Origin of the sequence: Microbacterium commune (genome assembly GCF_014836945.1) — a bacterium.
GTDB lineage: Bacteria > Actinomycetota > Actinomycetes > Actinomycetales > Microbacteriaceae > Microbacterium > Microbacterium commune.
Window position 1 is genome coordinate 1 of sequence record NZ_JACSPX010000003.1, and the last position, 26038, is coordinate 26038.

Sequence of the window (26038 nt, forward strand, 5' to 3'; positions counted from 1 at the left end):
CCCGGAAGCTAAGCCTCACAGCGCCGATGGTACTGCAGGGGGGACCCTGTGGGAGAGTAGGACACCGCCGGACTTCTTCTGTGAAAGAGCCACCCATCGTTGGGTGGCTCTTTTGCGTTAAGTCCCCATGACTTGACTTCCCCCGGGGACGGGCTATGGTCGGTGGTTACCGAACCCGCCAGCCGAAAGAGGGGAAGCGAGTCCATGTCTGGAAAGACACCGCAATCACGAGCCGGGAAGAAGGCACCCCAGCTCTCACTCAAGGAGAAGAGAGCCGAGAAGCGCGCCAAGCGCGAACCGGAGTCCTTCCTCAAGCCCCGCAAGGGCGCGTCCGGCTGATCCCGGCTCGTCGAGGGCGTCGCGTCGACTGCACATCGCAGTCCGCGACGCCCTTCGTCGTTCTCATCCGCGGTCGTACCCCAGCCTGCTCTGCAGCATCCGGGCGGCCGCGGTCACCTCCTCCTGCGCGGGGGCCTCCCGTGCGTCCTCCCACGTCACCGCGACCGCGGCGATCGGCCAGCCGGCGTGGTCGTGCACTGCCGCGGCGACGGAGCGGAAGCCCGCCGTCACCTCTCCGTCTTCCGTGGCGACGCCTGCCTGACGTACCTGGCGGAGCACCTCACGCAGCTCGGCCGGACGCGCCGGTCCACTGCCCGTCCGGTCGGTGAACGCGGCGGTGTCCGGGTAGAGCGCTCGCACCTGCGCGCGGGGGAGCGCGGCCAGCATGGCACGCCCGGTCGCCGTGAGGTGCGCGGGCAGCCGCACGCCCACATCCGTGACCAGCGCGGGCCTGCGGGCAGCGCGCTCCTCGACGATGTAGAGCACGTCGCGTCCACTCATCACCGCCAGGTGGGCACTCTCGCCGACACGATCAGCGAGACCGGCGAGGATCGGCCGACCCAGCCGGGCCAGCGGCTCCTGCCTGGCATAGCCGCCGGCGAGCTCGAACGCGCTGGTGCCCAGCCCCCAGCGCCGCTCCTGCGCGAGATGCACGACGAAGCCGTGCTCCTCGAGGGTCGCGAGGAGGTGATAGACGGTGGAGCGCGGAATGCCGAGCTCTCGGGCGAGTGCGGTCGCCGCGATCGGCGCAGGCCGGCGTGCGAGGTGCCGCAGGATGCGCAGCGTCTGGTCGGCTGCCGGAACCTGTGGACGGTGCAGCTCGGCATCCGGTATGTCTGTGATCACAGACACAGTCTTCCACTCGACGCCCCGCCGGCGAACGTCTCGGTGTGGAATCGAGGTATGCAGCATTCGTCTCCCGTCACCATCGGCGCGACTTCCCTGTCGCCGGACGACGTCGTCGCCGTCGCACGCCACTTCGCACCTGTGGTCATCGCGGATGCCGCCCGCCACCGCGTCGCCGCCGCCCGCACGGTGATCGACGGGATGGCGGCCGATCCGCACCCGCACTACGGTGTCTCGACCGGGTTCGGAGCCCTCGCCACCACCTTCATCGCTTCCGAGCGCCGCCGCCAGCTGCAGATCAGTCTGATCCGCTCCCACGCCGCCGGCACCGGAGCCGAAATCGAGACCGAGGTCGTGCGGGCCCTGCAGCTGCTCCGCCTGCAGACTCTGGCATCCGGTCACACGGGCGTGCGGCCCGTCGTCGTCGACACCTACGCGGCGATGCTGAACGCCCGCATCACCCCGGTCGTCCGCGAGTACGGCTCGCTCGGCTGCTCGGGCGACCTCGCCCCGCTGGCCCACGTCGCGCTCGCGTCGATGGGCGAGGGCGACGTCCGCGACGCCGACGGCGCGCTCGTGTCCGCTGCCGATGCTCTCGCCGCGGCCGGCATCGAGCCTCTCGTCCTCGTCGAGAAGGAGGGCCTCGCACTCATCAACGGCACCGACGGCATGCTCGGGATGCTGCTGCTCGCGCTGCACGACCTCGAGACCCTCATCACCACCGCCGACCTCGCCGCCGCGATGTCCGTCGAGTCTCAGCTGGGCACCGATGCCGTGTTCGCCGCCGACCTGATGGCGCTTCGTCCGCAGGTGGGTCAGGCGACGTCGGCCGCGAACCTGCGCGCGGTCCTCGCCGACTCGCCCATGGTCCACAGCCACAAGGGGCCGGAGGACGGCCGGGTGCAGGACGCCTACTCGCTGCGCTGCTCGCCGCAGGTGCACGGCGCGGCACGCGACACGATGGCCCACGCGGCCCTGATCGCCCGGCGCGAGCTCGCGTCCGTGGTCGACAATCCGGTCGTCACCGCGGACGGGCGCATCGAGTCGAACGGCAACTTCCACGGGGCGCCGATCGCCGCGGTGCTCGACTTCCTCGCGATCTCGGTCGCTGATGTGGCCTCCGTCTCGGAGCGACGCACCGACCGGGCCCTCGACCCCGCGCGCAGTCACGGCCTGCCCCCTTTCCTCGCGCACGAGGTCGGTGTCGACTCCGGGCTGATGATCGCGCAGTACGCGGCGGCCGGCATCGTCTCCGAGCTCAAGCGCCTCGCCGTGCCGTCCTCGGTCGACTCGATCCCGTCATCCGCGATGCAGGAGGACCACGTGTCGATGGGCTGGTCGGGAGCCCGAAAGCTGCGCCGTGCCCTCGACGGTCTCACGCGGGTGCTCGCCATCGAGATCCTCACCGGCGCGCGTGCCCTCGATCTGCGGGCCCCCCTCCAGACGGGTCCCGCGACGGGCGCCGTGCGCGACCTCGTCCGCACCGTGGCCGCAGGTCCCGGTCCGGACCACTTCCTCTCACCCGACATGGAGGCCGTGACCGAGCTCGTCCGCTCGGGCGCCGTCCTCCGCGCTGCGAAGGAGCACGCGAATGTCTGACACCACCACCCGCATCATCCGCGCCGCGCGCGGCAACGAGCGTACCGCGAAGAGCTGGGGCGCCGAGGCCGCGAAGCGGATGCTCATGAACAACCTCGACCCCGAGGTCGCCGAGCACCCGGAGGACCTCGTCGTCTACGGCGGCACCGGGCGGGCCGCGCGCAGCTGGGAGGCGTACGACGCGATCGTCCGCACCCTCGATGAGCTCGAGCCCGACGAGACGCTGCTCGTGCAGTCCGGCAAGCCGGTCGGCGTGTTCCGCACCCACGAGTGGGCCCCGCGCGTTCTGATCGCGAACTCCAACCTCGTCGGCGACTGGGCCACCTGGCCCGAGTTCCGCAAGCTCGAGGCCGCGGGCCTGATGATGTACGGCCAGATGACCGCAGGTTCATGGATCTACATCGGCACCCAGGGCATCCTGCAGGGCACGTACGAGACCTTCGCCGCCGTCGCCCGCTCCCTCGGCAGGGACTCGCTGCGGGGCACGCTCACTCTCACCGGCGGCGCCGGCGGAATGGGCGGCGCCCAGCCGCTGGCCGTCACGCTCAACGACGGTGTCGTGCTGATCGTCGACGTCGACGAATCGCGCCTCTCGCGCCGTGTCGACCACGGCTATCTCGACGAGTACACCACCGACCTCGACGAGGCGGTCGCGCGCGTCGTCGCCGCGAAGGAAGCAGGGGAGGCTCTCTCCGTGGGCGTCGTCGGCAACGCCGCCGAGGTGTTCCCCGAGCTCAAGCGCCGTCAGGATGCAGGGCAGCTGACGATCGACGTGGTCACCGACCAGACCAGCGCGCACGACCCGCTCGCCTATCTGCCGGTGGGGATCTCGGTCGCGGACTGGAAGACCGAGGCCGATCGCGAACCCGAGGAGTTCACCCGCCGCTCGCGCGAGTCGATGGCCGCGCACGTCGCCGCCATGGTCGCGTTTCAGGATGCCGGCGCAGCGGTCTTCGACTACGGCAACTCGATCCGCGCCGAAGCGCAGCTCGGGGGGTTCGCGCGCGCCTTCGAATTCCCCGGGTTCGTGCCGGCGTACATCCGCCCGCAGTTCGAAGAGGGCCGCGGGCCCTTCCGGTGGGCTGCGCTCTCGGGAGACCCTGAGGACATCTACAAGACCGATCGCGCGATCGCCGAGCTCTTCCCCGACGACAAGGCGCTGCACCGCTGGCTCGACAAGGCCCGCGAGAAGGTGCGCTTCGAGGGCCTTCCCGCTCGCATCTGCTGGCTCGGCTTCAAGGAGCGCCACCTCGCGGGCCTGAAGTTCAACGAGATGGTCGCCTCGGGTGAGCTGTCGGCTCCGATCGTCATCGGCCGCGATCACCTCGACTCCGGGTCGGTGGCCTCGCCGTACCGGGAGACCGAGGCCATGAAGGACGGCTCCGACGCGATCGCCGACTGGCCGCTGCTCAACGCGCTGCTGAACACCTCGTCCGGTGCCAGCTGGGTGTCGCTGCATCACGGCGGCGGTGTCGGCATCGGCCGCTCCATCCACGCCGGGCAGGTGACCGTCGCCGACGGGTCGGATCTGGCCGCGGAGAAGCTCGAGCGCGTCCTGACGAACGACCCGGGCACCGGTGTGATGCGCCATGTCGACGCCGGCTACGAGCATGCGCGCGACATCGCCCGCGAGCGCGGACTCAAGGTGCCGATGCTGTGACCGCCTCGCTCATCACGAACATCGGGGAGCTGACGACGAACGTCGCCACCCCGGCCGACCGGTGCGGCACCGTGCACGACGCCGCCGTGCTGATCGCAGACGGACTGATCTCGTGGGTCGGCTCGTCGAGTGACGCACCGGCCGCCGATGCGGTGGTGGATGCCGGTGGTCGGGCGGTCATCCCCGGCTTCGTCGACAGCCACAGCCACATCGTGTTCGGCGGCGATCGGGCGGCCGAGTTCGAGGCGCGCATGGCGGGGGAGAAGTACGCTGCCGGTGGCATCCGCTCCACCGTCGCCGCCACCCGCCAGGCGAGCGACGACGAGCTGCGGGCCCGCGTCCGCGGCTTCATCGACGAGATGCTCGCGCAGGGCACGACGACGGTCGAGATCAAGAGCGGCTACGGTCTCGACGTCGAGACCGAGCAGCGTCTGGTGCGCCTCGCCGCCGAGGTGACCGAGGAGGTCACCTTCCTCGGTGCGCACGTCGTGCCGGCGGAGTACGCCGGGCGCGCCGACGAGTACGTCGAGCTCGTGGTCGGCGCGATGATGGATGCCTGTGCGCCGCACGCCACGTGGATCGACGTGTTCTGCGAGACCGGTGCGTTCAGCGTCGCACAGTCACGACGCGTGCTCGAGGCCGGCATCGCCCGCGGGCTGAAGCCGCGCATGCACGCCGGCCAGCTCGGCCCCGGCCAGGGTGTGCAGCTCGCCATCGAGCTCGGCGCGGCGTCGGTCGATCACGGCACCTTCCTTACCGACGACGACGTCGCGGCGCTCGGCGCATCCGACACGGTGCTCACCCTGCTGCCCGGCGTCGAGTTCTCGACGCGGCAGCCGTACCCCGACGCGCGGCGCCTCATCGATGCCGGAGTGACGGTGGCCATCGCGTGCGACACCAACCCCGGCTCGAGTTTCACCTCGTCGATGCCGTTCTGCATCGCCGTCGCCGTGCGGGACATGGGCATGACGCCGGCTGAAGCCGTGTGGGCCGCGACCGCCGGGGGCGCGGCGGCGCTGCAGCGCTCGGACATCGGGGTGATCGCCCCGGGTCGTCGAGCCGATCTCGTGCTGCTCGACGCCCCCACGCGCGTGCACCTGGCGTACCGGCCCGGCGTGCCGCTCGTGCGGCAGGTCTGGAAGGACGGCGTGTCCGTCTGGCGGAAGGGATGAACATGGCGCTCGCACACGACGACCTCTGGCCGCGCGCCGGATCGTGGCCCGCTGCGGAGGCGGGGGAGCGCGCGGACGCCGCGCTGATCGGCATCCCGACCTGGCGCACCTCACTCTCGCCCACCGGCGCGCACGCGACCCCCGCCGCCATCCGCGACGCGCTGCCGCGCTTCAGCCCGGCGCTGATGGGGCCCCCGGTCATCGACCTGAACGCCGCGCTGCGGATCGTCGACGCCGGCGACGTGCCCGAGCCGGACGGCGACGACGGCGTGCGGCGCGCGCTCGAGCGCGTGCGTGCCCTCGCAGAGCAGACGCGGCTGATGATCGCCCTCGGCGGAGACAACTCGCTCACCTATCCGGTCGCCCGCGGTGCCGGAGCCGACGGGCTGATCACGCTGGACGCGCACCTCGACCTGCGCGACGGCGTCTCCAACGGCTCACCCGTGCGTCGCCTGATCGAGGACGCTCCCGACGGCGAGCGCATCGACCCGACGCGCATCGTGCAGATCGGCATCGCCGACTTCGCGAACTCGGCCGCCTACGTTCAGCGTGCCGCCGACTGGGGCATCCGGGTGATCACGCTCGACGAGGTGCGCGAGAAGGGCATCCCGTCGGTCGTGGCGGAGGCGCTCGCGGTGGCCGGCGTCGGCTCGCGCATCCATCTCGACATCGATGTCGACGTCGTCGACAGGGCGGCCGCTCCCGGCTGCCCGGCAAGCGTCCCCGGCGGGCTGGCCGCGGGGGAGCTGCGCGCGCTGGTTCGCGCCATCGCTGCAGATGCGAAGGTCGCCAGTGCCGACATCGCGGAGGTCGATGCCACCGCCGACGCTGACGACGCGCGCACCGTGCGCCTTGCCGCGCTCTGCGTGCTCGAGCTGCTCGCCGGTCTCGCCTCGCGCTGACGCCGCGGGGCCGCGGCGGCCCAGGGCGGCCCCGCGCATGGCTCGAGGGCGTAGCGTGGAGGCATGGCTCGAATCGTGATCTTCGGCGGCCACGGAAAGGTCGCCCTGCTGCTCGCTCCCCTTCTCTCGGCTCGCGGAGACGAGGTGACCGCGGTGATCCGCAATCCCGATCACGTCGATGACGTGCGGGCGGCCGGTGCACATCCGGTCGTGTTCGACGTCGAGCACGAGGACCAGGCGGCGATCGCCGCGCTGCTCGCCGGGCACGACGCCGTGGTGTGGTCGGCGGGAGCGGGCGGCGGCGACGCGGCGCGCACGCGCGCCGTCGACCGCGATGCCGCGGTGCGGTCGATGGATGCCGCGGCAGATGCCGGGGTGCGCCGCTACGTGATGGTGTCGTACTTCGGGGCGTCCCGCGACCACGGCATCCCGGCCGACAACCCGTTCCACGCCTACGCCGAGGCCAAGGCGGCCGCGGACGAGCATCTGCGCTCGTCGCAGCTGGAGTGGACCGTGCTGGGGCCGAGCGCCCTCACCTTCGACGAGGGAACAGGGCGGATCGACACCGCCTCGAGCGAATCAGGTCAGGTGTCGCGCGCGAACGTCGCACAGGTCATCGCGCAGGTGCTCGTCGACGACTCCACCGCCGGCCGGACCATCCGCTTCAACGACGGCGAGACGCCGATCGCCGCGGCGCTGCGCCCCTGACTCCGGCCTCCCCCGTCCCACCTCAGGACGAACCGCCCCTCGCTCCGGTATGAGTTTGTGCCGCTCAGCACGCGGGTGATGCGGCAGAAACTCATACCGGAACGAGGAGCGGTGTGTGGGGGAGGCGGCGTCAGCCCAGGCCGACGGGGATGAGGGCGTGGGCGACGGCGTAGATCGCGACCCCTGCGAGCGCACCCACCACGGTGCCGTTCAGCCGGATGTACTGCAGGTCGCGGCCCACCATGAGCTCGATCTTCTCCGTCGTCTCGGCCGGATCCCACTTCTCGACGGTGTCGGTGATGATGGATGCGATGTCGTGGCGGTACCGATCGACGAGGAAGACCGCGGCATCCGTCGCCCAGCCGTCGACCCGCGCCTGCAGCACGGGATCAGTGGCCAGGCGCTGTCCGACCTCGGCGATCGCGGTGGCCGCTCTGCGGCGCAGCCCGCTCTGCGGATCGGCCAGTGCGTCGAGCAGGCCGGCCTTGGCGGTGTTCCAGGCCTGCGCCGCGAGCTCGCCCACGCGCGGGCTGTCGAACAGCGTCGTCTTGGCGCTCTCCAGCCGCTCGCGCATCGCATCGTCGTGCTGCAGTCCGTCGGCGAGGCGCGCGAGGTAGCCGTCGAGGGCGATGCGGGCCGGATGCTGCGGATCGGCGTGCACGGCGCGGACGAACTTCAGGGCCTCGCTGTACGCCGTCTCGTCGACGAAGCGGTGGGCCAGGCGCGGCACCCATGACGGCAGGCGGCGGGAGATCAGCCCCTGGAACGCCGCGGCGTTGTTCTCGAGCCAGGCGCCGAGACTGTCCACGGCGAGGTCGACGGCGCCGCGATGCGCATCCGCCTCGACGATGCGCTGCAGCCAGGTGCCCGCCGACGGCGCCCAGTCGGGCTCGATGAGGTGCTCGCGCGCGAGGTCGGCGATCAGGCTCTGCACGTCATCGTCGCTCAGCGCGCGCAGCACGGCGGAGGCCGCCGTGGCGGCCGCCGCCCCCCCCCCCGCCACGCGCTCGGCGTGCGCCTCGTGGCTGAGCCACTCGCCGAGCCGCTGCGAGAGGGCGGTCGTCGACAGCTTCGCGCGCACGACCTCACCTGCCAGGAAGTTCGTCTCGACGAACTCGCCCAGGGTGCGCCCGATCTCATCCTTGCGGTTGGGGATGATCGCCGTGTGCGGGATCGGCAGTCCGAGGGGGCGGCGGAACAGCGCGGTCACGGCGAACCAGTCGGCCAGGGCGCCGACCATGCCGCCCTCGGCCGCCGCGCGGAGGTAGCCGAGCCACGGATGCCGTGATTCGAGCCAGAAGGAGAGGACGAACACGACGGCCATGAAGATCAGCGCGCCCAGCGCCACGGCCTTCATCCGGCGAAGGCTGCGCAGTCGCTCCTGATCGGCCGGCGAGAGCAGCGCCATCGGTGTTCGCGACATGCCGTCATCCTTTCACGGTGACTAGGCTCGAGGGGTGATCGACGACATCAAGAAGCGCGCTCTGCACCGCACCAGCATCCTCGAGGGTCAGCTGCGCGGCATTGCGCGGATGATCGAGAACGAGGACTACTGCATGGACATCATCACCCAGTCGCGTGCCGTGCAGCGTTCGCTCGAGTCACTCAATCGCCTGCTGCTCGAGAACCACCTGCGCACGCATGTCACGCACATGTTCGAGCAGGGCGGCGACGAGCGCGAGACCGCGGTCGGCGAGCTGCTGAAGGCGTTCGATTTCGACCGCAAGTAGACCATATCGACACAATCAAGACAGCTTGACAACGGATATCGTCGCTCTCTTCTGTCCATTCTTCGTTTTTCGCTGTACCTCACCGCGCGACTGTGCTTGACTGACGTCAGTCAGAACTCAACGTGGAGGTTCCATGGCACAGCTCGCACCCGCGGCGCCCGCGCCGACCGCCGACCCGGCGACCGGGGGCGTCGACATCATCGGCGTCACCAAGCACTACGGCGATGCGCCGGCGGTCGATGACCTGTCGCTGTCGATCCAGCCGGGCGAGTTCCTCTCCCTGCTGGGACCGTCGGGCTGCGGGAAGACCACGACGCTGCGTATGATCGCCGGGTTCGAGCATCCGGACAGCGGCGACATCCGCATCTCGGGCCGCAGCCTGCTCGGGCTGCCGCCGCACCGCCGCGAGGTGAACACCGTCTTCCAGGCGTACGCGCTGTTCCCGCACATGACCGTCGCCGAGAACGTCGCCTACGGCCTGCAGCAGCGCCGGGTGCCCAAGGCCGAGCAGCGGGAGCGGGTCATCGCCGCCCTCGACATGGTGCAGCTGCGCCGGTTCGCCGACCGCAAGCCGACCATGCTCTCCGGCGGGCAGCAGCAGCGCATCGCGCTGTCCCGTGCGCTCATCAACCGCCCCAGTGTGCTGCTGCTCGACGAGCCGCTCGCCGCGCTCGACCGCCAGCTGCGCGAGGAGATGCAGGTCGAGCTGAAGCTGCTGCAGTCCCGGCTCGGGACGACGTTCGTCTTCGTGACGCACGACCAGGGCGAAGCGCTGTCGATGAGCGATCGGATCGCCGTGATGCGCGCCGGCCGCATCGAGCAGCTCGATGCTCCCGACCGGATCTACGCCGCACCCGCGTCGGCGTACGTCGCATCGTTCATCGGCCAGCAGAACTTTCTCAGCGGCACCGCTCGCGGCGACGCGGTGCAGACGACCGTCGGCCTCATCCACGGCCGATGGGGAGCCGAGCAGGTCGCGGACGGGGGCGCGGCCGTCGCCGCCATCCGGCCGGAGTTCATCCGGATCGAAACGCCCGACTCCACCGCCTTCGGCATCGACGGCCGTGTGCTCAGCGTGTCGTACCTCGGCGAGACCCTCCAGGTCGTCGTCGGCATCGACGGCGGACAGACGCTGCTCGTGCGCACTCCGGCACCGACGGCGCCGGCGGTCGCCGTCGACCAGGCGGTGCGCTGCACCTGGTCGCGCGACGACGTGCGGCTCTTCGCCGCCGAGGGCGTGCCCACCGCCGCCACACACGTCATCGCCCTCCCCGACCGCGCAGCGCGCTGAGCGGCATCCACCTCACCACCCGCACCGCACCGCACCGCACGAAGGAGTGCTCTCATGAACGACAACAGCATCCGCATCCTGGCTGACAGCAGCATCGCGCCCGTCGTGCGCCATCAGCTCACCCGGCGGGGCTTCATGGGCGTCGTCGCCGCGCTGGGAGCCGCGGGCGTGCTCACCGCCTGCTCGCCAGGCGGCTCGGGAAAGCCGGCGCCCGGCGCCACCGGCGGCGCGGTGGAGGACAAGCTCTCCATCTACAGCTGGGGCGAGTACGACGCCCCCGAGGTGATCGAGGCGTTCACGAACGACGAGGGTGCGAAGGTCGTCATGGACACCTTCAACTCGAACGAGGAGATGATCGCCAAGCTCGTCGCGGCGAAGGGAACCAGCGGCTACGACCTCGTCGTGCCGACCGGCGTGTTCATCCCGCAGATGATCGAGAACGGGCTGCTCGCCAAGCTCAACCTGGATCTCATCCCCAATATGAAGCACATGGATCCCGCCTTCCTCGGGCGCGACTGGGACCCGAAGAACGAGTACTCCATCTGCAAGGCGTGGGGCACCACCGGTTTCGTGTACGACAAGACGGTCATCACGCGCGAGCTGAAGACGTGGAGCGACTTCATCGACGCAGCTCAGAACGAGGCGTCCGGCAAGACCTCGGTGCTCGATGACCCGGCCCCGCTCGGCGGCATCTACTACTGGGCCAACGGCATCGACTGGAACACCACCGACCCCGCCGACCTCGACGCGTGCGAGAAGTTCCTCGTCGACGAGCTGGCACCGCACATCTCTGCCTTCGACTCGTACCCCGGAGGTGCGGCGATCCCGCAGGCGTCGCACGTGCTCATGCAGTCGTGGAACGGCGATGCGCGCATCGGCATCCAGGAGTCGCCCGACCCCGACCGCTGGCAGTGGGTGCTCGGCGCCCCCGACACCGAGCTGTGGATGGACAACTGGGCGCTCGTCGAGGGCGCACCGCACCCCGAGGCCGCCCATGCCTTCCTGAACTACATCCTCACCCCCGAGAATCAGCTCGCCCAGGTCGACTACATCGGCTACGACACCGGGGCCGCGGGAATCAAGGAGGCGGCCGAGGCGGCCGGACTCGAGATGCTCGACATGGTGTTCTTCGACGAGGCGCAGGTGAAGACGATGCATGAGGGCAAGGTCACCGAGGCGCAGGCGCGCATCGTCGAGATCTGGAACAAGACGAAGGCCGCCGCCGGTGCGTAGCCCTCGCTTCGGGCTGGCCGTACCCGCGTGGGTGTGGCTGGCGCTGTTCTTCATCGCGCCCATCGCCATGGTCGTGTGGTTCAGCTTCGGGTACAAGCCGGGCATCTTCGGCACGCATGCCAACGACGTGCTGTCCTTCGACCGGTACGCCGAGGCCATGTCGCCCACGTTCTTCGCGACGTTCCAGAACACCCTCTGGGTCGGCATCATCGGCACCGTGCTGTGCCTGCTGATCGGCGGCCCGGTCGCGTACTGGATGGCCGTGAAGGCGCCGCCCTCGCGTCGGGGCCTGCTGATCGCACTCGTGATGGTGCCGTTCTGGACGAACTTCCTCGTTCGCACGCTCGGCTGGCAGGTGATTCTCTCGCCCGAGGGCTGGCTGTCGTCGCTGCTGCAGGGGCTGGGGATGATCGACGGACCGATCGATGTGCTCTACACCCGCACCGCCGTGCTCATCGGCGTCGTCTACAACTATCTGCCTCTGATGATCCTGCCGCTGTACGTCGCCTTCGACCGCGTCGGAACGCCGCTGCGCGAAGCCAGCAAGGATCTCGGCGCGAACGGCATCCGCACCTTCCTGCAGGTCACCGTGCCTCTGGCACGACCCGGCATCATCGCCGGCGTGCTGCTGGTGTTCATCCCACTGATGGGCGACTACATCACCGCGACCGTCCTCGGCGGAGCGCAGGGCAACATGATCGGCCAGCTGGTCGCCAGCCAGTTCGGCACCGCGCAGAACTGGGCGCTGGGCTCGGCCATGGCGGTGCTGCTCATCCTCGTGATCATGCTCACGATCGGTGTCGTCGCCGGCATCCTCTGGCTGATCTCGCTGCCGTTGCGAAGCCGCAGCCGACTCGTCCTGGGAGAGGCATCATGAGCGACATCCGCCCCCGTCGTCCCCGCGCCGCCATCGGCGACCGCGTCCTCGGCATCTGGTCGGTCGCGGTCTACGCGTTCCTGTTCCTGCCGATCATCGTCATCATCATGGCGTCGTTCAACTCGGGGCGGCTGCTGGTCGCGTGGGACGGTTTCAGCTTCGCTCCGTTCGCGGCGCTGGTGGAGAAGCCCGTCATCCGCGACGCCGTGATGGTGTCGCTGCGCACCGGCCTGATCGCGGCGCTGTTCGCTGCGGTGCTCGGCACGCTCGCCGGCATCGCGATGGCCCGCCGACCGGGGAAGTGGGTCTGGTGGTTCCTCGGACTGCTGCTGCTCGTGTCGGTCACACCCGAGATCGTCGACGCCGTCGCGCTGCTGCCGTGGCTCGTCTTCCTCGGTCAGGACCTCGGGCTCACGATGTTCAACGACGGCACTGTGCGTCTCGTCGTCGGTCACTCGCTGTTCTCGATCGCCATCGTGTCGTACATCGTCCGCGCCAGGCTGGTCGGTCTCGACGCGCGCCTGGAGGAGGCATCGGCCGACCTGTACGCCCCGCCGGTGCGCACCTTCCTGCGCGTGACCCTGCCGCTCGCGATGCCGGCCGTGCTCGCCGGATTCCTGCTGTCGTTCACACTCAGTCTCGACAACACCGTCGTCTCGGCCTTCGTGCAGGTGTCGGGCACCACACCCTGGCCGGTGTACGTGCTGAGCTCGCTGCGCAGCGGGCTGCGGCCCGAGATCGCCGCCGTGTCGACCGTGATGCTGCTGCTCACGCTCGTCTCGCTGGCTCTCGTCGCCCTGGTGCTGAAGAAGGCGGGGGACTCGACCACCGAGATCGCCCGCACCATGGCAGGAGGATGACATGACCGACGCCGACCTCGTGTTCACCGGCGGCGCCTACGGCGGAAGAGTGTTCGTCTCCGACGCGTCTCGGTCGCGAGCCGACGCCGTCGCCGTCCGCGACGGGCGGATCGTCGCGCTCGACGGGGACGCGAACGCCCTGATCGGCCCCGGCACCGAGGTGGTCGATCTGGACGGCCGGATGCTGCTGCCGGGGTTCCAGGATGCCCATGTGCACCCGCTCTGGGGCGGGCTCGACATGCTGCGCTGCGACCTCGCCGACCTGTCGAGTCAGGAGGCGTACCTGCAGCGGATCGCGCAGTACGCGGCCGAGCATCCGGATGACGAATGGGTGCTGGGCGGCGGCTGGCAGATGTCGGCCTTCCCCGGCGGCACGCCGACGGCCGCGGCGCTGGACACCATGGTGCCCGACCGGCCCGCGTTCCTGCCCAACCGCGACGGACACGGCGCGTGGGTGAACTCCTGCGCGCTCGCTCTCGCGGGGATCACCCGCGACACCCCCGACCCGGACGACGGCCGGATCGAGCGGGATGCCTCGGGCACCCCGTCCGGAACCCTGCACGAGGGCGCGATGACCCTCGTCAACCGGCTGCTGCCCGCCGAACCGCACGAGCGGCTGCGGGAGGCGCTCGCCGTCGGCCAGCGTCACCTGCACTCGTTCGGGATCACGGCCTGGCAGGATGCCATCGTCGGCACGCAGTACAGCGATGCCGGCGATCCGCTGCCGGTGTACATCGCCGCCGATCGGGCGGGCGAGCTGACCGGTCGCGTCGTGGGGTCGCTGTGGTGGGACCGGACGCGGGGGCTGGAGCAGATCGACGACCTCGTCGCGCTGCGCGAGAGCGCCGCCGGCGGACGGCGCTTCGCCGCGACCAGCATCAAGATCATGCAGGACGGCGTGGCCGAGAACTTCACGGCGTCGATGCTCGAGCCGTACTGCGACGGCCACGGGCACCCCACCGAGAACGCCGGCATCTCGTTCGTCGACCCCGACGTGCTGAACGAGGCGGCGGCGCGGCTGGACGCCCTCGGCTTCACGCTGCACTTCCACGCCATCGGCGACCGGGCGGTGCGCGAGTGCCTCGACGCCGTCGAGAGCGCGCTGCAGCGCAACGGGCCTCGCGGCAATCCGCACCACATCTCCCACATCCAGGTCGTCCACCCGGATGATGTGCCCCGGTTCCGCCGGCTGGGCGTCACCGCCAACATGCAGATGCTCTGGGCGACCCTCGAGCCGCAGATGGTCGATCTCACGCTGCCGTTCCTCGGCGAGACGCGCGCGAGCTGGCAGTATCCGTTCGGCGACCTGCTGCGCGCGGGCGCCGCGCTCGCCGCGGGAAGCGACTGGTCGGTGTCGACGCCGGATCCGATGGCGGCGATCCACACCGCGGTCAACCGCCGCTCTGCCCCGTCGGAATGGGAGGGTGACTACCCGCCGTTCCTGCCCGAGCAGGCCATCGACCTCGGCAGCGCGCTGCAGGCGTACACCGCCGGGTCGGCGCGGGTGAACAGCCTGCCCGAGACCGGAACGATCAGAGTCGGGATGCTGGCCGACCTCGCCCTGCTCGAGCGCGATCCGTTCGACGGCGAGCCGGGGCGGATCGGCGACACCCGGGTGCTCGGCACCTGGGTCGAGGGTGTGCGGGTGTTCGAGGCCTGACCCGCGGCGAGGAGCCTCAGCCCTCGACAGGCCCCAGCCAGGCCGACGCAGCCGTCGCGTGCGCCGACTCCGGGTCCGACGGATGGAACATCCCGGCGAGCACGTCGCGGTACAGCCGGGACAGCTCGTTCGACGAGAAGTACGACCCACCGCCCGCGACCAGCATCGCGTCGTCGACCACCTGCTTCGCCATCACGACGGCGCGGTGCTTCAGCCCCGACAGCAGCGTGAACCAGCGCGCGCCGTGATCGGCTCTCTCGTCGACATCCGCAGCGAGGGCAGCGATCTGCGGCGGCAGGGCGTCGTATGCGAGAGCCATGTCGGCGATCCGCCACCGGATGTCGGGATCCTGGCTGTACGTCGTGCCGGTCTTCTTCGAGCGGCGACCCTTCGCAGCGCCGACGGCGAGATCGAGCCCGCGTCGGGCGATCCCGGTGTAGACGGATGCCAGCAGGATCTCGAACACGCTGAAGATGCCGAACACGATCGGGTCGGGGTTCGGGCCGGGGTCGATCCGCCGCACGACGTGCTCGGGCGCCGCGACCGCGCCGTTCAGGCGCGTCGTGCGGCTCTGCGTGCCCCGCATGCCGAGGGTGTCCCAGTCATCGCTCGTGACGACGGCATCCGTGCGGCCCACGAACGCGAACACCAGCTTCGGGGCGTCCGCGCTCGTCGTGTCGAGGCCGTGCAGACCCAGCTTCGTCCACACCGGGGCGAGGGAGGTGAAGATCTTCGTGCCGGTGAAGGCGTAGCCGCCGTCGCTCTGCGGCAGCGCATCCGTGTCGCTGCCGAACAGCACCAGATCGTTGCCGCCCTCGCTGATGCCGAACGCGAAGACATCGCCGGCGGCGGCGCCCTCCTGCACGAACTCCAGCCCCGGCACGCCGCGGTCGCTGAACACCTTCGCCACGCCCGTCCACACCAGGTGCATGTTGATCGCCAGCGCCGTGGCGGGGGCGGCGGAGGCGAGGCGCTGCTGCAGCACCGCGGCCTCGGCGAGGCCCAGACCGGCACCGCCGCGCTCGCGGGGAACCAGGATCGACAGGTAACCGGCATCGCGCAGCTCGTCGAGGTCCTGCTGCGGGAAGGTGTTCTCCTGATCATGCACCGCCGCACGCTCGCGGATGCGCTCGAGCAGGTCGTCGGGCAGATGGTGGGTGGGGTCGAATGCGCTCACGAGAGGGCCTCCAGGATCTGACGGATCGTATCCTCGGGACGATCGCGGTGCGGCGAGTGCCCTGCGCCGGACACGACCGACATGCTGATGTGCGGATTCGCGAGCACCGACTCCGCCAGATCGCCGGTGAACAGGCTGTAGACCTCGGGGTCGGCTCCCACGATGTGGGTCGGGATGTCGAGCTGCGCCGCCTGTGCGCGCACGTCCCACGGCTGGTTCTGCGCGCTGGTCTGCTCGACGGCCCAGCGGCTGGCCCGCAGCACGGCATCCACCTTCAGCTCGACGTCCTGCGGATGCCAGTCCGGATGCTCGGCGCGCACCGCCTCGAGATCGGGGGACGCGAACGCGCGCTGCTGGCTGCGGCGGATGATGCCCTCGTCGCGTCCCGCGACGTGGATCGCCGGGTCGATCAGCACGAGACGTCGTGCCCATCCGGATGCCGTGGTCGCGGCGATGACGGTGGCGGCGCCACCCAGCGAGTGACCGATCACGGCATCCCACTCTCCGCCGTCATCCGGCCTGGCGGCAGCGACGTCGGCGCCGTAGGCCGCGACGGAGTAGTCGAGGGCGCGGGGCGCGTCGCCGTGACCGCGCAGGTCGACAGCGGTGGCCTGCCATCCGGCATCCGCCAGCGCGGTGCCGATTCGCCACATCAGCGCCGCCGACGATCCGAGACCGTGGACGAGCAGGGCGCGGCGGTGGCCGTCGCCCCACACCAGACGAGGGAGGGTGAGCGGTGCGGGCACGCCACCAGCCTAGATGCGTGCGGTCTGGATCGGCTCGGTGTCGGGGTGGGGCGAGGGGTCGCGGTCACGCAGGTCGGGGAACGCGCGGACGAACACGATCGAGACGACGAGACCGACGAACGCGAACAGGGCGGCGGCCAGATACGCGCCCGTCGGGCCGGACTGGTCGATGAGGATTCCCGCGACCGCGGAGCCGGCGGCGGCGCCGATCAGCTGGCCCGTGCCGGCCCAGCCGAACGCCTCGGCCGTCTCGCTGAACTTCACGCTCGCTGTGGTGATCGCGAACAGCACGGCCAGCGCCGGCGCGATCCCGACGCCGGCGAGCACCAGGGTGCCGCCGAGCCAGAAGATGTTCAGCGACACCATGGTGAGGCCGAGGCCGACCGTCACGATCAGCAGGCGACGCGCCATCGCCCACGGCCCGATCGGGATGTGTCCGAACGCGAGTCCACCGGCCAGGCTGCCGACCGAGAAGACGGCCAGCACGAGACCTGCCTCCAGGCCACCATGGCCGAAGGTCGCGACCACGCCCACCTCGACGGCCGAGCAGGCGCCGATGAGCAGGAAGCCGATGACCGTGGCGAGCATCACCGGGGGCTTGAGCACCACGAGGCCGAACGCGCGACGGCTGCGTGGGATGCGCACCCGCCCGACCTCGGGGGAGAGGATGAACCACGCGCCGCCCAGCACGAGGATCGCCGCGACCAGCAGCAGCCCCTGCACGGTGCCCACCTGCGTGGACACGACGGTGATGACCACGGGGGCGACGATCCAGATGATCTCCTGCAGCGACGCGTCGAGGGAGAAGAGGGGCGTGAGCTGGCCCGCGTTCACGAGCTTGGGGTAGATGGTGCGCACGGCGGACTGCACGGGGGGAGTGGACAGTCCGGCCAGCAGTGCGAACACCATGTAGCCGGGGAGGTTCAGCGGAAGCAGGGCGAGCCCCAGCACGGCCAGCACGCAGACGGCGAGGGTGAGGGAGAGCACCCGGCGCATGCCCCAGGCACCCATCCAGCGGCTGGTGATGGGGCCGGCGACGGCCTGGCCGACGGATGCGGCGGCGAGCACGATGCCCGCCGCACCGTACGATCCGGTCTGCTGCTCGACATGCAGCAGGATCGCGAGACTCATCATGCCGTTGGGGAAGCGCGCCACCAGCTGCGCGGCGATCATCCGCGCCACGCCGGGCGTGCGAAGAAGGTCCCGATATCCCGCCATCAGAAAAGGCTATCCGGCGCGCGCGCCGGCACGCGAGGCGGTGCAGCGGCGACACGCCGCGACACGCCGAGCGGGCTTCTCCACAGGAATTCGGATGTCGGTGGCGGGGCGTACCGTCCTGCCTGTGGATGGATCCGAAAGGGGGTCACGAGAGCCGCGTGAATCCGCGGTCCGAGCGGCTCGTCGAGCAACCGGGGGCTGTGGAAGAAACGGTGGACAAGCTGTGTTGTACCTGGGGAGAGCGGTGGAAAACTACACGGATGTAACTACTACACCTTGTGGTTGCTTCCAATGTCCGTCCCCATATGTAGTATTGAAGTCCCGGCGGGGGTCTGCCGGAGAAACCACCTGGAACTGAGGGGAATCAGACATCACCATGTCGATCACGGTCTACACCAAGCCTTCCTGCGTGCAGTGCAACGCGACCTACCGCGCCCTCGACGCCAAGGGCATCGAGTACCAGATCACCGACCTCTCGGAAGACGCCTCGGCGCTCGAGCAGGTCAAGGCTCTCGGGTACATGCAGGCACCGGTCGTCGTCACCGACGACGGGCACTGGTCGGGCTTCCGACCCGACAAGATCGACGAGCTCGCAGCCCGTCTCGCATAACGCCCTTCGTCGTCGCTCAGGAACCGGGGTGAACTGTGAGCATGGTCGCGACCGCGGTGCCGCTCCTGATCTACTTCTCGAGCGCGTCGGGAAACACCGCACGATTCATCGAGAAGCTCGGCCTTCCCGCCCGCCGCATCCCCCTGCACCGCACCGATGACCCGATCGTCATCGACGAGCCGTTCGTGCTCGTCACTCCGACGTACGGGGGCGGGCAGGGGCGCGGCGAGGAGAAGGGCGCCGTGCCCAAGCAGGTCATCCGGTTCCTCAACGACGAGCGCAACCGGCGCCACATCCGCGGGGTCATCTCCGCGGGAAACACGAATTTCGGTGAGTCTTTCTGCCTCGCCGGAGAGATCATCAGCCGCAAGTGCGACGTGCCCCACTTGTATCGCTTCGAGGTATTCGGCACACAGGACGACGTCGATCGCGTGAGCGACGGATTGGAACGATGGTGGAAGCGACAGTGACAGACGCAGTCGAGTTCAAGGTGAACCCCGCGTACGAAGGGCTCGACTATCACGCCCTCAACGCGATGCTCAACCTGTACGACGCGGACGGCAAGATCCAGTTCGACGCCGACAAGCGCGCTGCACGGGAGTACTTCCTGCAGCACGTCAACCAGAACACCGTGTTCTTCCATTCGCTCAAGGAGCGACTCGACTACCTCGTCGAGAAGCAGTACTACGAGGGCGCCGTCATCGAGCAGTACTCGTTCGACTTCGTCCAGAGGCTCAACGACCTCGCGTACTCGAAGAAGTTCCGCTTCGAGACGTTCCTCGGTGCGTTCAAGTACTACACGAGCTACACGCTGAAGACCTTCGACGGCAAGCGCTACCTCGAGCGCTTCGAAGACCGCGTCGTGATGACCGCCCTCGCACTCGCCGAGGGTGACGAGCAGGTCGCCATCGACCTCGTCGAGGAGATCATCTCGGGGCGCTTCCAGCCTGCGACCCCCACCTTCCTCAACGCCGGCAAGGCGCAGCGCGGCGAGCTCGTCAGCTGCTTCCTGCTGCGGATCGAAGACAACATGGAGTCGATCGCCCGCGGCATCAACTCCTCGCTGCAGCTGTCGAAGCGCGGTGGCGGCGTCGCGCTGCTGCTGTCGAACATCCGCGAGTCGGGTGCGCCGATCAAGCAGATCGAGAACCAGTCGTCCGGCATCATCCCCGTGATGAAGCTGCTCGAAGACAGCTTTAGCTACGCCAACCAGCTCGGTGCCCGTCAGGGCGCGGGCGCGGTGTACCTCAGCGCGCACCACCCCGACATCATGCGCTTCCTCGACACCAAGCGCGAGAACGCCGACGAGAAGATCCGCATCAAGACGCTCTCGCTGGGCGTCGTCGTTCCCGACATCACGTTCGAGCTCGCGAAGAAGGGCGAGGACATGTACCTGTTCTCGCCGTACGACGTCGAGCGCGTCTACGGCGTGCCGTTCGGCGACATCTCGGTGACCGAGAAGTACCACGAGATGGTCGACGACTCGCGCATCAAGAAGACGAAGATCAACGCGCGCGAGTTCTTCCAGACGCTCGCCGAGATCCAGTTCGAGTCGGGTTACCCGTACATCATGTTCGAGGACACGGTGAACAAGGCGAACCCGATCAAGGGGCGCATCAACATGTCGAACCTGTGCAGCGAGATCCTGCAGGTGAACACGCCGACCACGTACAACGACGACCTGTCGTACGACCAGATCGGCAAGGACATCTCGTGCAACCTCGGCTCGATGAACATCGCCCTGGCGATGGATGCCGACGACCTGGGCAAGACCGTCGAGACGGCCATCCGCGCCCTGACCGCGGTCAGCACGCAGAGCCACATCAACTCGGTGCGCTCGATCGAAGACGGCAACGACCGCTCGCACGCCATCGGTCTCGGCCAGATGAACCTGCACGGCTACCTCGCCCGTGAGCGCGTCTTCTACGGTTCGGAAGAGGGCATCGACTTCACGAACATCTACTTCTATACGGTGCTGTACCACGCGCTGAAGGCGTCGAACACGCTCGCCATCGAGCGTGGCGAGACCTTCGACGGCTTCGAGGACTCCACGTACGCGTCGGGTGAGTTCTTCGACAAGTACATCGACCAGGCGTGGGTCCCCGCGACCGAGAAGGTCACGGAGCTCTTCGCCGGCAAGTTCATCCCTGCGCAGCAGGACTGGATCGAGCTGCGCGAGAGCATCCGGCAGCACGGCCTGTTCAACCAGAACCTGCAGGCGGTGCCGCCCACCGGATCGATCTCCTACATCAACAACTCGACGTCGTCGATCCACCCGATCGCCTCGAAGGTCGAGATCCGCAAGGAGGGCAAGCTCGGCCGCGTGTACTACCCGGCGCCGTTCATGACGAACGACAACCTGGAGTACTACCAGGACGCGTACGAGATCGGCTACGAGAAGGTCATCGACACCTACGCCGCCGCCACCCAGCACGTCGACCAGGGCCTGTCGCTGACGCTGTTCTTCAAGGACACCGCCACCACCCGCGACATCAACAAGGCGCAGATCTACGCATGGCGCAAGGGGATCAAGACGATCTACTACATCCGTCTGCGTCAGCTCGCCCTCGAGGGGACCGACATGTCCGAGTGCGTCAGCTGCATGTTGTAATTGCCTTCTGATCAGGCTTTTTTCTAGAACAGGATTGGTGGAATGACTCCGTCTCCCAAGCTCACGCTGATCGACCACGTGCAGGCGATCAACTGGAACCGCATCGAGGATGAGAAGGACCTCGAGGTGTGGAACCGCCTCGTGAACAACTTCTGGCTTCCCGAGAAGGTGCCGCTGTCGAACGATGTGCAGTCGTGGAACACGCTCACTCCCGACGAGCAGCTGATGACCATGCGCGTGTTCACGGGGCTGACCCTGCTCGACACGATCCAGGGCACCGTGGGCGCCGTGTCGCTGATCCCCGACGCGATCACCCCGCACGAGGAGGCGGTGTACACGAACATCGCATTCATGGAGTCGGTGCACGCGAAGAGCTACTCGTCGATCTTCTCGACCCTGTGCTCGACGAAGGAGATCGACGAGGCGTTCCGCTGGTCGGTCGAGAACCAGAACCTGCAGAAGAAGGCGCAGATCATCGTCGACTACTACCGTGGCGACGACCCGCTCAAGCGCAAGGTGGCTTCCACTCTGCTCGAGTCGTTCCTGTTCTACTCGGGCTTCTACCTGCCGATCTACTGGTCGTCGAAGGCGAAGCTGACGAACACCGCCGACCTCATCCGCCTCATCATCCGCGATGAGGCCGTGCACGGGTACTACATCGGCTACAAGTTCCAGAAGGGTCTCGAGAACGAGACCGAAGAGCGTCGCCAGGAGCTGAAGGACTACACCTTCAACCTGCTGTTCGAGCTCTACGAGAACGAGGTGCAGTACACGCAGGATCTCTACGACGGCGTCGGCCTCACCGAGGACGTCAAGAAGTTCCTGCACTACAACGCGAACAAGGCGCTGATGAACCTCGGGTACGAGCCGATGTTCCCCTCGACGGTCACCAACGTGAACCCGGCGATCCTCTCGGCCCTCTCGCCGAACGCCGACGAGAACCACGACTTCTTCAGTGGGTCGGGCTCGTCGTACGTGATCGGCAAGGCCGAGGCCACCGAGGACGACGACTGGGACTTCTAGAAGTTTCTTGAAGCGCCCCGGCTGAAAAAGCCTGGTCAGAGGCCCGGATCCGCGAAATCTCGCGGGTTCGGGCCTTTTTCGTGCTCTCTGTTCGACGACAGAGGAGGACAGAGATGACCAGGAATGCCCGTTCGGTGGGGCACGCGGATGGCACACGGGTGATGTCCCCGGGGGTGGTGTAGTTCTCAGCTCGGAGTGTCACGTCGTTGACGTGGTGAGCCATCGTGCGATGGTCAGTGAGAACCGACTAAAGCTACTCACAGAAAGACACAACGCACGATGGCTCTTGACCAGTCTGCCCTCCTCGAGCTCTTGGGGAACTGAAACTCACCGATGTCACCGACCGGATCCGTGTCGCGACGGAAACGCTCTATCAGGAGCTGATTGATGCGGAAGCGGCCGCGTTCATCGGCGCCGCCCCGTTCGAACGTTCCCCGGACCGTGTCACGCAACGCAATGGCACCCGCCCGCGCACCCTGACGACCACGGCCGGGGATCTTGAGCTGCGGCTGCCGAAGCTGCGGCAGGGGTCGTCCTTCCCGTCGCTGCTGGAGCGGCGCCGCCGTGTCGATCAGGCGTTGTTCGCGGTCGTGATGGAGGCATACGTTCACGGCGTGAGCACCCGCAAGGTCGATGACCTCGTGAAAGCGCTCGGCGCGGACACCGGCATCAGCAAATCGGAGGTATCACGGATCTGCGCGAACCTGGACGAGGACGTTGCCGCGTTCCGTGACCGGCCCCTCGCCGACACGACCTACCCGTATGTGTTCCTCGATGCGACCTACTGCAAAGCAAGGGTCGGCCGTCGAGTCGTCTCTCAAGCTGTCGTCGTCGCGATCGGCGTCGCCGCCGACGGGCGCCGGGAAGTGCTGGGCTTCGAGGTCGGAGAGACCGAATCGCAGCCGTTCTGGACGAGCTTCCTGCGCAGCCTGAAGGCCCGCGGGCTCGGCGGGGTGAAGCTCGTCATCTCGGACGCGCACACCGGTCTGATCTCCGCGATCGAGACGGTTTTCGCCGGCGCCAGCTGGCAGCGCTGCAGGGTCCATTTCATGCGCAACGTGCTCTCGAACGTCCCGAAAGCATCAGGACCGATGGTCGCATCGATCATCCGCACGATCTTCGCCCAGCCCGACACCGAGCACGTCTTCGCCCAGTTCCACGAAGTCGTCAGGATGCTCACCCGCTCGCACCCGAAGATCGCGAACATGCTCGAGGACGCGAAGAACGACATCCTCGCGTTCTGCGGATTCCCGCAACAGCACTGGCGACAGATCTGGTCCACGAACCCCCTGGAGCGGGTGAACAAGGAGATCAAACGCCGCACCGACGTCGTCGGCACCTTCCCCAACCCCGCCGCGCTCCTGCGCCTCGCCGGCCACGTCCTGATCGAGCAGCACGACGAATGGGACGGCGCCGACCGCCGCTACTTCAGCGAGCACTCCATGAAACTCCTCACCGCGAACGACGAGGAGGTGGCAATCCCAGAACTCAACGCGGCATAATCAACAACAGCTGATCCCGCACGGTGTCGAGAAACTCCACCACTCAGCGGGACGTCACCTTGCGCATCGCCGAGCTGATCCGGCGAGAACTAAAGAGAAGTTGAGGCGGATCCTCAGGAGTATCCGCATTCGTCTTTCACACCTTCGGCGAAGCCACAGAGCCGCGCTCGACCAGTGTCTGAGGCAAGATGGTCGTCTCGGGACGCTGACCGTCGCCGCGGATGCGATGGAGCAGGATCCGGGTGGCCTGCGCGCCGATCTCGTGGATGGGCTGCTCGACGACGGTAATGCCAGGGGTCGTCACGCTCATCCAGGGGGCGTCGTCGAAGCCTGCCAGGGAAAGCTGCTGGGGGATCAGCACACCGCGCTCCTGCGCCGCCCTGAACACCTCCAGGGCTATCAGGCTGTCGGATGCGATGATCGCGGTCACCGCATCCCCTCCGTCGAGCAATCTGGACGCGAGGGCGTCCACGCCGTCGCGGCGTGCATTCAGGTGCACGAAGGCTTCAGGGCGCGCGATACCCGCGGCCGACAGCGTCTCCACGAATCCGATGACGCGATCGGCGACCGCCGACGACGAGAGTGTGTCTCCGGCACGGTAGCCCCCCTTGTGGGCCAGGGTGGACATGAATGCGATGCGCCGGTGGCCGGCCGCGAGCATCATTTCTGTGAGCTGCCGGGCACCCGCTCGGTTGTCGGTGATCACCGCGTCGACGTCGACTCCTGGCACCGTTCGGTCGAAGAGCACAAGTGGCCGCCCGGCGTCGAGCACGGGTTGAAGATTGCCGGGCTCGAGCGACGATGCCGGCGCGATGAGCAGGCCGTCGACCTGTTTGGCGAGCTGCACGGCGACTGCCTTCGCCTCGACAGAGGGCTCCTCGTCGGAGTTCGACAGGATGAGGTCATATCCGGCCTCTGCGGCGACATTCGCCGCTCCGCGCGTCGCCTTCGCGAAGAACGGGTTCTCGATGTCTCCGATGATGATGCCGAGGGTGTGCGATCGACCTGTGCTCATGGTGCGCGCGAGCGCGTTGGGGCGGTAGCCGAGCTCATCCGCAGCCCTCTGCACCCGGTCGCGCACGGCGTCGCTGACGGCACCATAATCGCCGAGCGCCCGTGCTGCTGTCGCCTTCGACACCCGAGCGACCCGAGCGACGTCGCTGACTGTCGCCTCTCGGCGCCCCGTTCCGGTTTCACCCATGTCGACCTTTCAATGTCGCCGCGCGAGGGCGGATCACAGATCTCGAACATATCGGTTGACGTGTCCAGTGAACCCGTGTAGCGTCCATCGAAACGAATTGAGACCGGTCTCACTCTATCGCTTCGAGACCGGTCTCACCTACAGCCCTTCACCATGGATCTGCAGTTCAGAGAGGAACACCATGAGCATCCGCTCCACACTCCGCCGCACGGCCCTCGGGGCCGTCGCGGCCACCGCCGCCATCGCGCTCGCCGCGTGCTCGCCCTCCGCCTCGAGCGGCGGCGATGGCGACGCCGGGGCCGGCGACAACCCGTACGGCCTCATCACCCCAGGCGAGATCCGCGTCGCCAGCCTCGGAGACGCGAAGCCCTACACGTTCACAGACGAGTCGGGCGAGTTCACCGGCTTCGACGTCGAGCTGTTCACCGACGTCGCCGACCGCATCGGCATCGACAAGGTCGTCTTCACCGGCCAGGACTTCTCGGGCCTCCTCGCTGCAGTGGCCAACGGCCAGTACGACGTCGGAGTCGCCGCCATCGGCATCACCGATGAGCGCAAGCAGACCGTCGACTTCTCCGACGGCTACCTTGCCGGCTACCTCACCGTCATGGCGAGCCCCGACAGCGACATCACCGACGAGGACAGCCTCGCCGGCAAGCGTCTGGGCGTCGTGCAGGGCACTCTGCAGGAGGCGTACGCGGTGAAGAACTTCACCGACACCGAGCTGGTGCGCTTCCCTGACAACAACACCGCGATCGCGGGCGTGAACAGCGGCTCGATCGACGCGCACTTCCTCGACTATGAGGCCGCCAAGGAGTACGCCGCGCAGTTCGGCCTCGAGAACGCGATCGACATCCCGTCGTTCGACGCTCCCGCCGGCTTCGCCATCGCCAAGGGCAAGGACGAGTTCAAGGAAGCACTGAACGACGCTCTGCACGATGCCATGGAGGACGGCACCTGGAAGGAGCTGTACGAGAAGTGGTTCCCGGGCTCGCCGATGCCCGACCAGTACCTGCCCAGCGACGAGCAGGGCGAGGGCGAGGGCGAGTAACCGCCTCGTCGGTGGGGGGCGC

General features: G+C 68.4%; 23 protein-coding genes, 1 rRNA gene and 1 pseudogene. 19 read left to right on the top strand and 6 right to left on the bottom strand.

The window, feature by feature from the left end:
* Together rrf and H9633_RS13170 are read left to right on the top strand one after the other, a co-directional pair.
* Positions 1-73, top strand: a 5S ribosomal RNA gene (gene rrf, locus H9633_RS13320); the annotation flags it as partial.
* Between the two features lie 131 nt (positions 74-204).
* Positions 205-339 (top strand): hypothetical protein, encoded by a 135-nt coding sequence (locus tag H9633_RS13170; protein WP_263598408.1) that lies wholly within the window; start codon positions 205-207, stop codon positions 337-339.
* Positions 340-402: 63 nt separating this feature from the next.
* On the opposite strand, the gene H9633_RS10195 is transcribed toward H9633_RS13170, so the two are convergent.
* A complete protein-coding gene (locus H9633_RS10195) occupies positions 403-1191 on the bottom strand; it encodes an IclR family transcriptional regulator (protein ID WP_404802968.1) in 789 nt (262 codons plus the stop codon).
* Positions 1192-1242: 51 nt separating this feature from the next.
* Here H9633_RS10195 and hutH point away from each other — a divergent pair, with 51 nt between their 5' ends.
* The 5 genes from hutH (at position 1243) to H9633_RS10220 (ending at position 7226) form a co-directional block, all read left to right on the top strand.
* Positions 1243-2784 carry a histidine ammonia-lyase gene (hutH, locus tag H9633_RS10200; RefSeq protein ID WP_191713098.1) on the top strand — a complete coding sequence of 514 codons (1542 nt, stop codon included), beginning with the start codon at positions 1243-1245 and terminating at the stop codon, positions 2782-2784.
* Positions 2777-4444, top strand: a complete 1668-nt coding sequence (gene hutU / locus H9633_RS10205; RefSeq protein ID WP_191713099.1) for a urocanate hydratase — start codon at positions 2777-2779, stop codon at positions 4442-4444. The genes hutH and hutU overlap by 8 nt, the downstream gene beginning before the upstream one ends.
* Positions 4441-5616, top strand: a complete 1176-nt coding sequence (gene hutI, locus H9633_RS10210) for an imidazolonepropionase (protein WP_191713100.1) — start codon at positions 4441-4443, stop codon at positions 5614-5616. The genes hutU and hutI overlap by 4 nt, the downstream gene beginning before the upstream one ends.
* The gene (locus H9633_RS10215; protein ID WP_071644760.1) at positions 5613-6518 is read left to right on the top strand and encodes an arginase family protein; all 906 of its coding nucleotides are present in this window, start codon (positions 5613-5615) and stop codon (positions 6516-6518) included. Before hutI ends, H9633_RS10215 begins: the two co-directional genes overlap by 4 nt.
* A 63-nt stretch (positions 6519-6581) precedes the next feature.
* Entirely contained in the window at positions 6582-7226 is a 645-nt protein-coding gene (locus tag H9633_RS10220; RefSeq protein WP_191713101.1) for an NAD(P)H-binding protein, read from the top strand.
* A gap of 130 nt (positions 7227-7356) precedes the next feature.
* Here the strand turns inward: H9633_RS10220 and H9633_RS10225 are convergent, their stop codons facing one another.
* Positions 7357-8649 carry a DUF445 domain-containing protein gene (locus H9633_RS10225; protein ID WP_191713102.1) on the bottom strand — a complete coding sequence of 431 codons (1293 nt, stop codon included), beginning with the start codon at positions 8647-8649 and terminating at the stop codon, positions 7357-7359.
* Between the two features lie 34 nt (positions 8650-8683).
* Here H9633_RS10225 and H9633_RS10230 point away from each other — a divergent pair, with 34 nt between their 5' ends.
* The 6 genes from H9633_RS10230 (at position 8684) to H9633_RS10255 (ending at position 14877) form a co-directional block, all read left to right on the top strand.
* The gene (locus tag H9633_RS10230; RefSeq protein WP_071645103.1) at positions 8684-8956 is read left to right on the top strand and encodes a metal-sensitive transcriptional regulator; all 273 of its coding nucleotides are present in this window, start codon (positions 8684-8686) and stop codon (positions 8954-8956) included.
* 133 nt (positions 8957-9089) lie between these two features.
* Positions 9090-10247, top strand: coding sequence for an ABC transporter ATP-binding protein (locus tag H9633_RS10235; RefSeq protein ID WP_191713103.1), 1158 nt, complete (start codon positions 9090-9092; stop codon positions 10245-10247).
* 54 nt (positions 10248-10301) lie between these two features.
* The gene (locus H9633_RS10240) at positions 10302-11480 is read left to right on the top strand and encodes a polyamine ABC transporter substrate-binding protein (protein WP_071645101.1); all 1179 of its coding nucleotides are present in this window, start codon (positions 10302-10304) and stop codon (positions 11478-11480) included.
* Positions 11473-12357, top strand: a complete 885-nt coding sequence (locus H9633_RS10245) for an ABC transporter permease (protein WP_318247260.1) — start codon at positions 11473-11475, stop codon at positions 12355-12357. The genes H9633_RS10240 and H9633_RS10245 overlap by 8 nt, the downstream gene beginning before the upstream one ends.
* Positions 12354-13217, top strand: a complete 864-nt coding sequence (locus tag H9633_RS10250; RefSeq protein WP_071645099.1) for an ABC transporter permease — start codon at positions 12354-12356, stop codon at positions 13215-13217. The genes H9633_RS10245 and H9633_RS10250 overlap by 4 nt, the downstream gene beginning before the upstream one ends.
* A gap of 1 nt (position 13218) precedes the next feature.
* Positions 13219-14877, top strand: coding sequence for an amidohydrolase (locus tag H9633_RS10255; protein WP_191713105.1), 1659 nt, complete (start codon positions 13219-13221; stop codon positions 14875-14877).
* Between the two features lie 16 nt (positions 14878-14893).
* Here H9633_RS10255 and H9633_RS10260 read toward each other — a convergent pair whose 3' ends face one another.
* Genes H9633_RS10260 through H9633_RS10270 form a run of 3 tightly spaced genes read right to left on the bottom strand, consistent with a single transcriptional unit; the run spans position 14894 to position 18018 of the window.
* On the bottom strand, positions 14894-16054 hold the full coding sequence (locus tag H9633_RS10260; RefSeq protein WP_191713106.1) for an acyl-CoA dehydrogenase family protein: 1161 nt from the start codon (positions 16052-16054) through the stop codon (positions 14894-14896).
* The gene (locus H9633_RS10265; RefSeq protein ID WP_191713107.1) at positions 16051-16800 is read right to left on the bottom strand and encodes an alpha/beta fold hydrolase; all 750 of its coding nucleotides are present in this window, start codon (positions 16798-16800) and stop codon (positions 16051-16053) included. Before H9633_RS10265 ends, H9633_RS10260 begins: the two co-directional genes overlap by 4 nt.
* Positions 16801-16809: 9 nt before the next feature.
* A complete protein-coding gene (locus H9633_RS10270; protein WP_191713108.1) occupies positions 16810-18018 on the bottom strand; it encodes an MFS transporter in 1209 nt (402 codons plus the stop codon).
* A gap of 376 nt (positions 18019-18394) precedes the next feature.
* Here H9633_RS10270 and nrdH point away from each other — a divergent pair, with 376 nt between their 5' ends.
* The 5 genes and pseudogenes from nrdH (at position 18395) to H9633_RS10295 (ending at position 23764) form a co-directional block, all read left to right on the top strand.
* A complete protein-coding gene (nrdH, locus tag H9633_RS10275; protein WP_071644641.1) occupies positions 18395-18628 on the top strand; it encodes a glutaredoxin-like protein NrdH in 234 nt (77 codons plus the stop codon).
* Positions 18629-18669: 41 nt separating this feature from the next.
* Positions 18670-19098 (top strand): class Ib ribonucleoside-diphosphate reductase assembly flavoprotein NrdI, encoded by a 429-nt coding sequence (gene nrdI / locus H9633_RS10280; protein ID WP_071644642.1) that lies wholly within the window; start codon positions 18670-18672, stop codon positions 19096-19098.
* A complete protein-coding gene (nrdE, locus tag H9633_RS10285) occupies positions 19080-21239 on the top strand; it encodes a class 1b ribonucleoside-diphosphate reductase subunit alpha (protein WP_191713109.1) in 2160 nt (719 codons plus the stop codon). Before nrdI ends, nrdE begins: the two co-directional genes overlap by 19 nt.
* Before the next feature lie 42 nt (positions 21240-21281).
* Positions 21282-22262 (top strand): class 1b ribonucleoside-diphosphate reductase subunit beta, encoded by a 981-nt coding sequence (gene nrdF, locus H9633_RS10290; protein WP_071644645.1) that lies wholly within the window; start codon positions 21282-21284, stop codon positions 22260-22262.
* Positions 22263-22541: 279 nt separating this feature from the next.
* Positions 22542-23764, top strand: a pseudogene (locus tag H9633_RS10295) (IS256 family transposase).
* Between the two features lie 136 nt (positions 23765-23900).
* Here the strand turns inward: H9633_RS10295 and H9633_RS10300 are convergent.
* A complete protein-coding gene (locus H9633_RS10300; protein ID WP_191713110.1) occupies positions 23901-24965 on the bottom strand; it encodes a LacI family DNA-binding transcriptional regulator in 1065 nt (354 codons plus the stop codon).
* Between the two features lie 181 nt (positions 24966-25146).
* On the opposite strand from H9633_RS10300, the gene H9633_RS10305 reads away from it, so the two are divergent.
* Entirely contained in the window at positions 25147-26016 is an 870-nt protein-coding gene (locus tag H9633_RS10305; protein WP_191713111.1) for an ABC transporter substrate-binding protein, read from the top strand.
* The last annotated feature ends 22 nt before the right edge of the window (positions 26017-26038 follow it).

What these genes read in the sequence shown, in the direction of transcription:
- H9633_RS13170 (WP_263598408.1), top strand. Translation starts at nt 205, where the DNA reads ATGTCTGGAAAGACACCGCAATCACGAGCCGGGAAGAAGGCACCCCAG.
- hutH (WP_191713098.1), top strand. Translation starts at nt 1,243, where the DNA reads ATGCAGCATTCGTCTCCCGTCACCATCGGCGCGACTTCCCTGTCGCCG.
- hutU (WP_191713099.1), top strand. Translation starts at nt 2,777, where the DNA reads ATGTCTGACACCACCACCCGCATCATCCGCGCCGCGCGCGGCAACGAG.
- H9633_RS10215 (WP_071644760.1), top strand. Translation starts at nt 5,613, where the DNA reads ATGAACATGGCGCTCGCACACGACGACCTCTGGCCGCGCGCCGGATCG.
- H9633_RS10220 (WP_191713101.1), top strand. Translation starts at nt 6,582, where the DNA reads ATGGCTCGAATCGTGATCTTCGGCGGCCACGGAAAGGTCGCCCTGCTG.
- H9633_RS10225 (WP_191713102.1), bottom strand. Translation starts at nt 8,649, where the DNA reads ATGTCGCGAACACCGATGGCGCTGCTCTCGCCGGCCGATCAGGAGCGA.
- H9633_RS10235 (WP_191713103.1), top strand. Translation starts at nt 9,090, where the DNA reads ATGGCACAGCTCGCACCCGCGGCGCCCGCGCCGACCGCCGACCCGGCG.
- H9633_RS10240 (WP_071645101.1), top strand. Translation starts at nt 10,302, where the DNA reads ATGAACGACAACAGCATCCGCATCCTGGCTGACAGCAGCATCGCGCCC.
- H9633_RS10250 (WP_071645099.1), top strand. Translation starts at nt 12,354, where the DNA reads ATGAGCGACATCCGCCCCCGTCGTCCCCGCGCCGCCATCGGCGACCGC.
- H9633_RS10255 (WP_191713105.1), top strand. Translation starts at nt 13,219, where the DNA reads ATGACCGACGCCGACCTCGTGTTCACCGGCGGCGCCTACGGCGGAAGA.
- H9633_RS10270 (WP_191713108.1), bottom strand. Translation starts at nt 18,018, where the DNA reads ATGGCGGGATATCGGGACCTTCTTCGCACGCCCGGCGTGGCGCGGATG.
- nrdH (WP_071644641.1), top strand. Translation starts at nt 18,395, where the DNA reads ATGTCGATCACGGTCTACACCAAGCCTTCCTGCGTGCAGTGCAACGCG.
- nrdI (WP_071644642.1), top strand. Translation starts at nt 18,670, where the DNA reads ATGGTCGCGACCGCGGTGCCGCTCCTGATCTACTTCTCGAGCGCGTCG.
- nrdE (WP_191713109.1), top strand. Translation starts at nt 19,080, where the DNA reads ATGGTGGAAGCGACAGTGACAGACGCAGTCGAGTTCAAGGTGAACCCC.
- nrdF (WP_071644645.1), top strand. Translation starts at nt 21,282, where the DNA reads ATGACTCCGTCTCCCAAGCTCACGCTGATCGACCACGTGCAGGCGATC.
- H9633_RS10300 (WP_191713110.1), bottom strand. Translation starts at nt 24,965, where the DNA reads ATGGGTGAAACCGGAACGGGGCGCCGAGAGGCGACAGTCAGCGACGTC.
- H9633_RS10305 (WP_191713111.1), top strand. Translation starts at nt 25,147, where the DNA reads ATGAGCATCCGCTCCACACTCCGCCGCACGGCCCTCGGGGCCGTCGCG.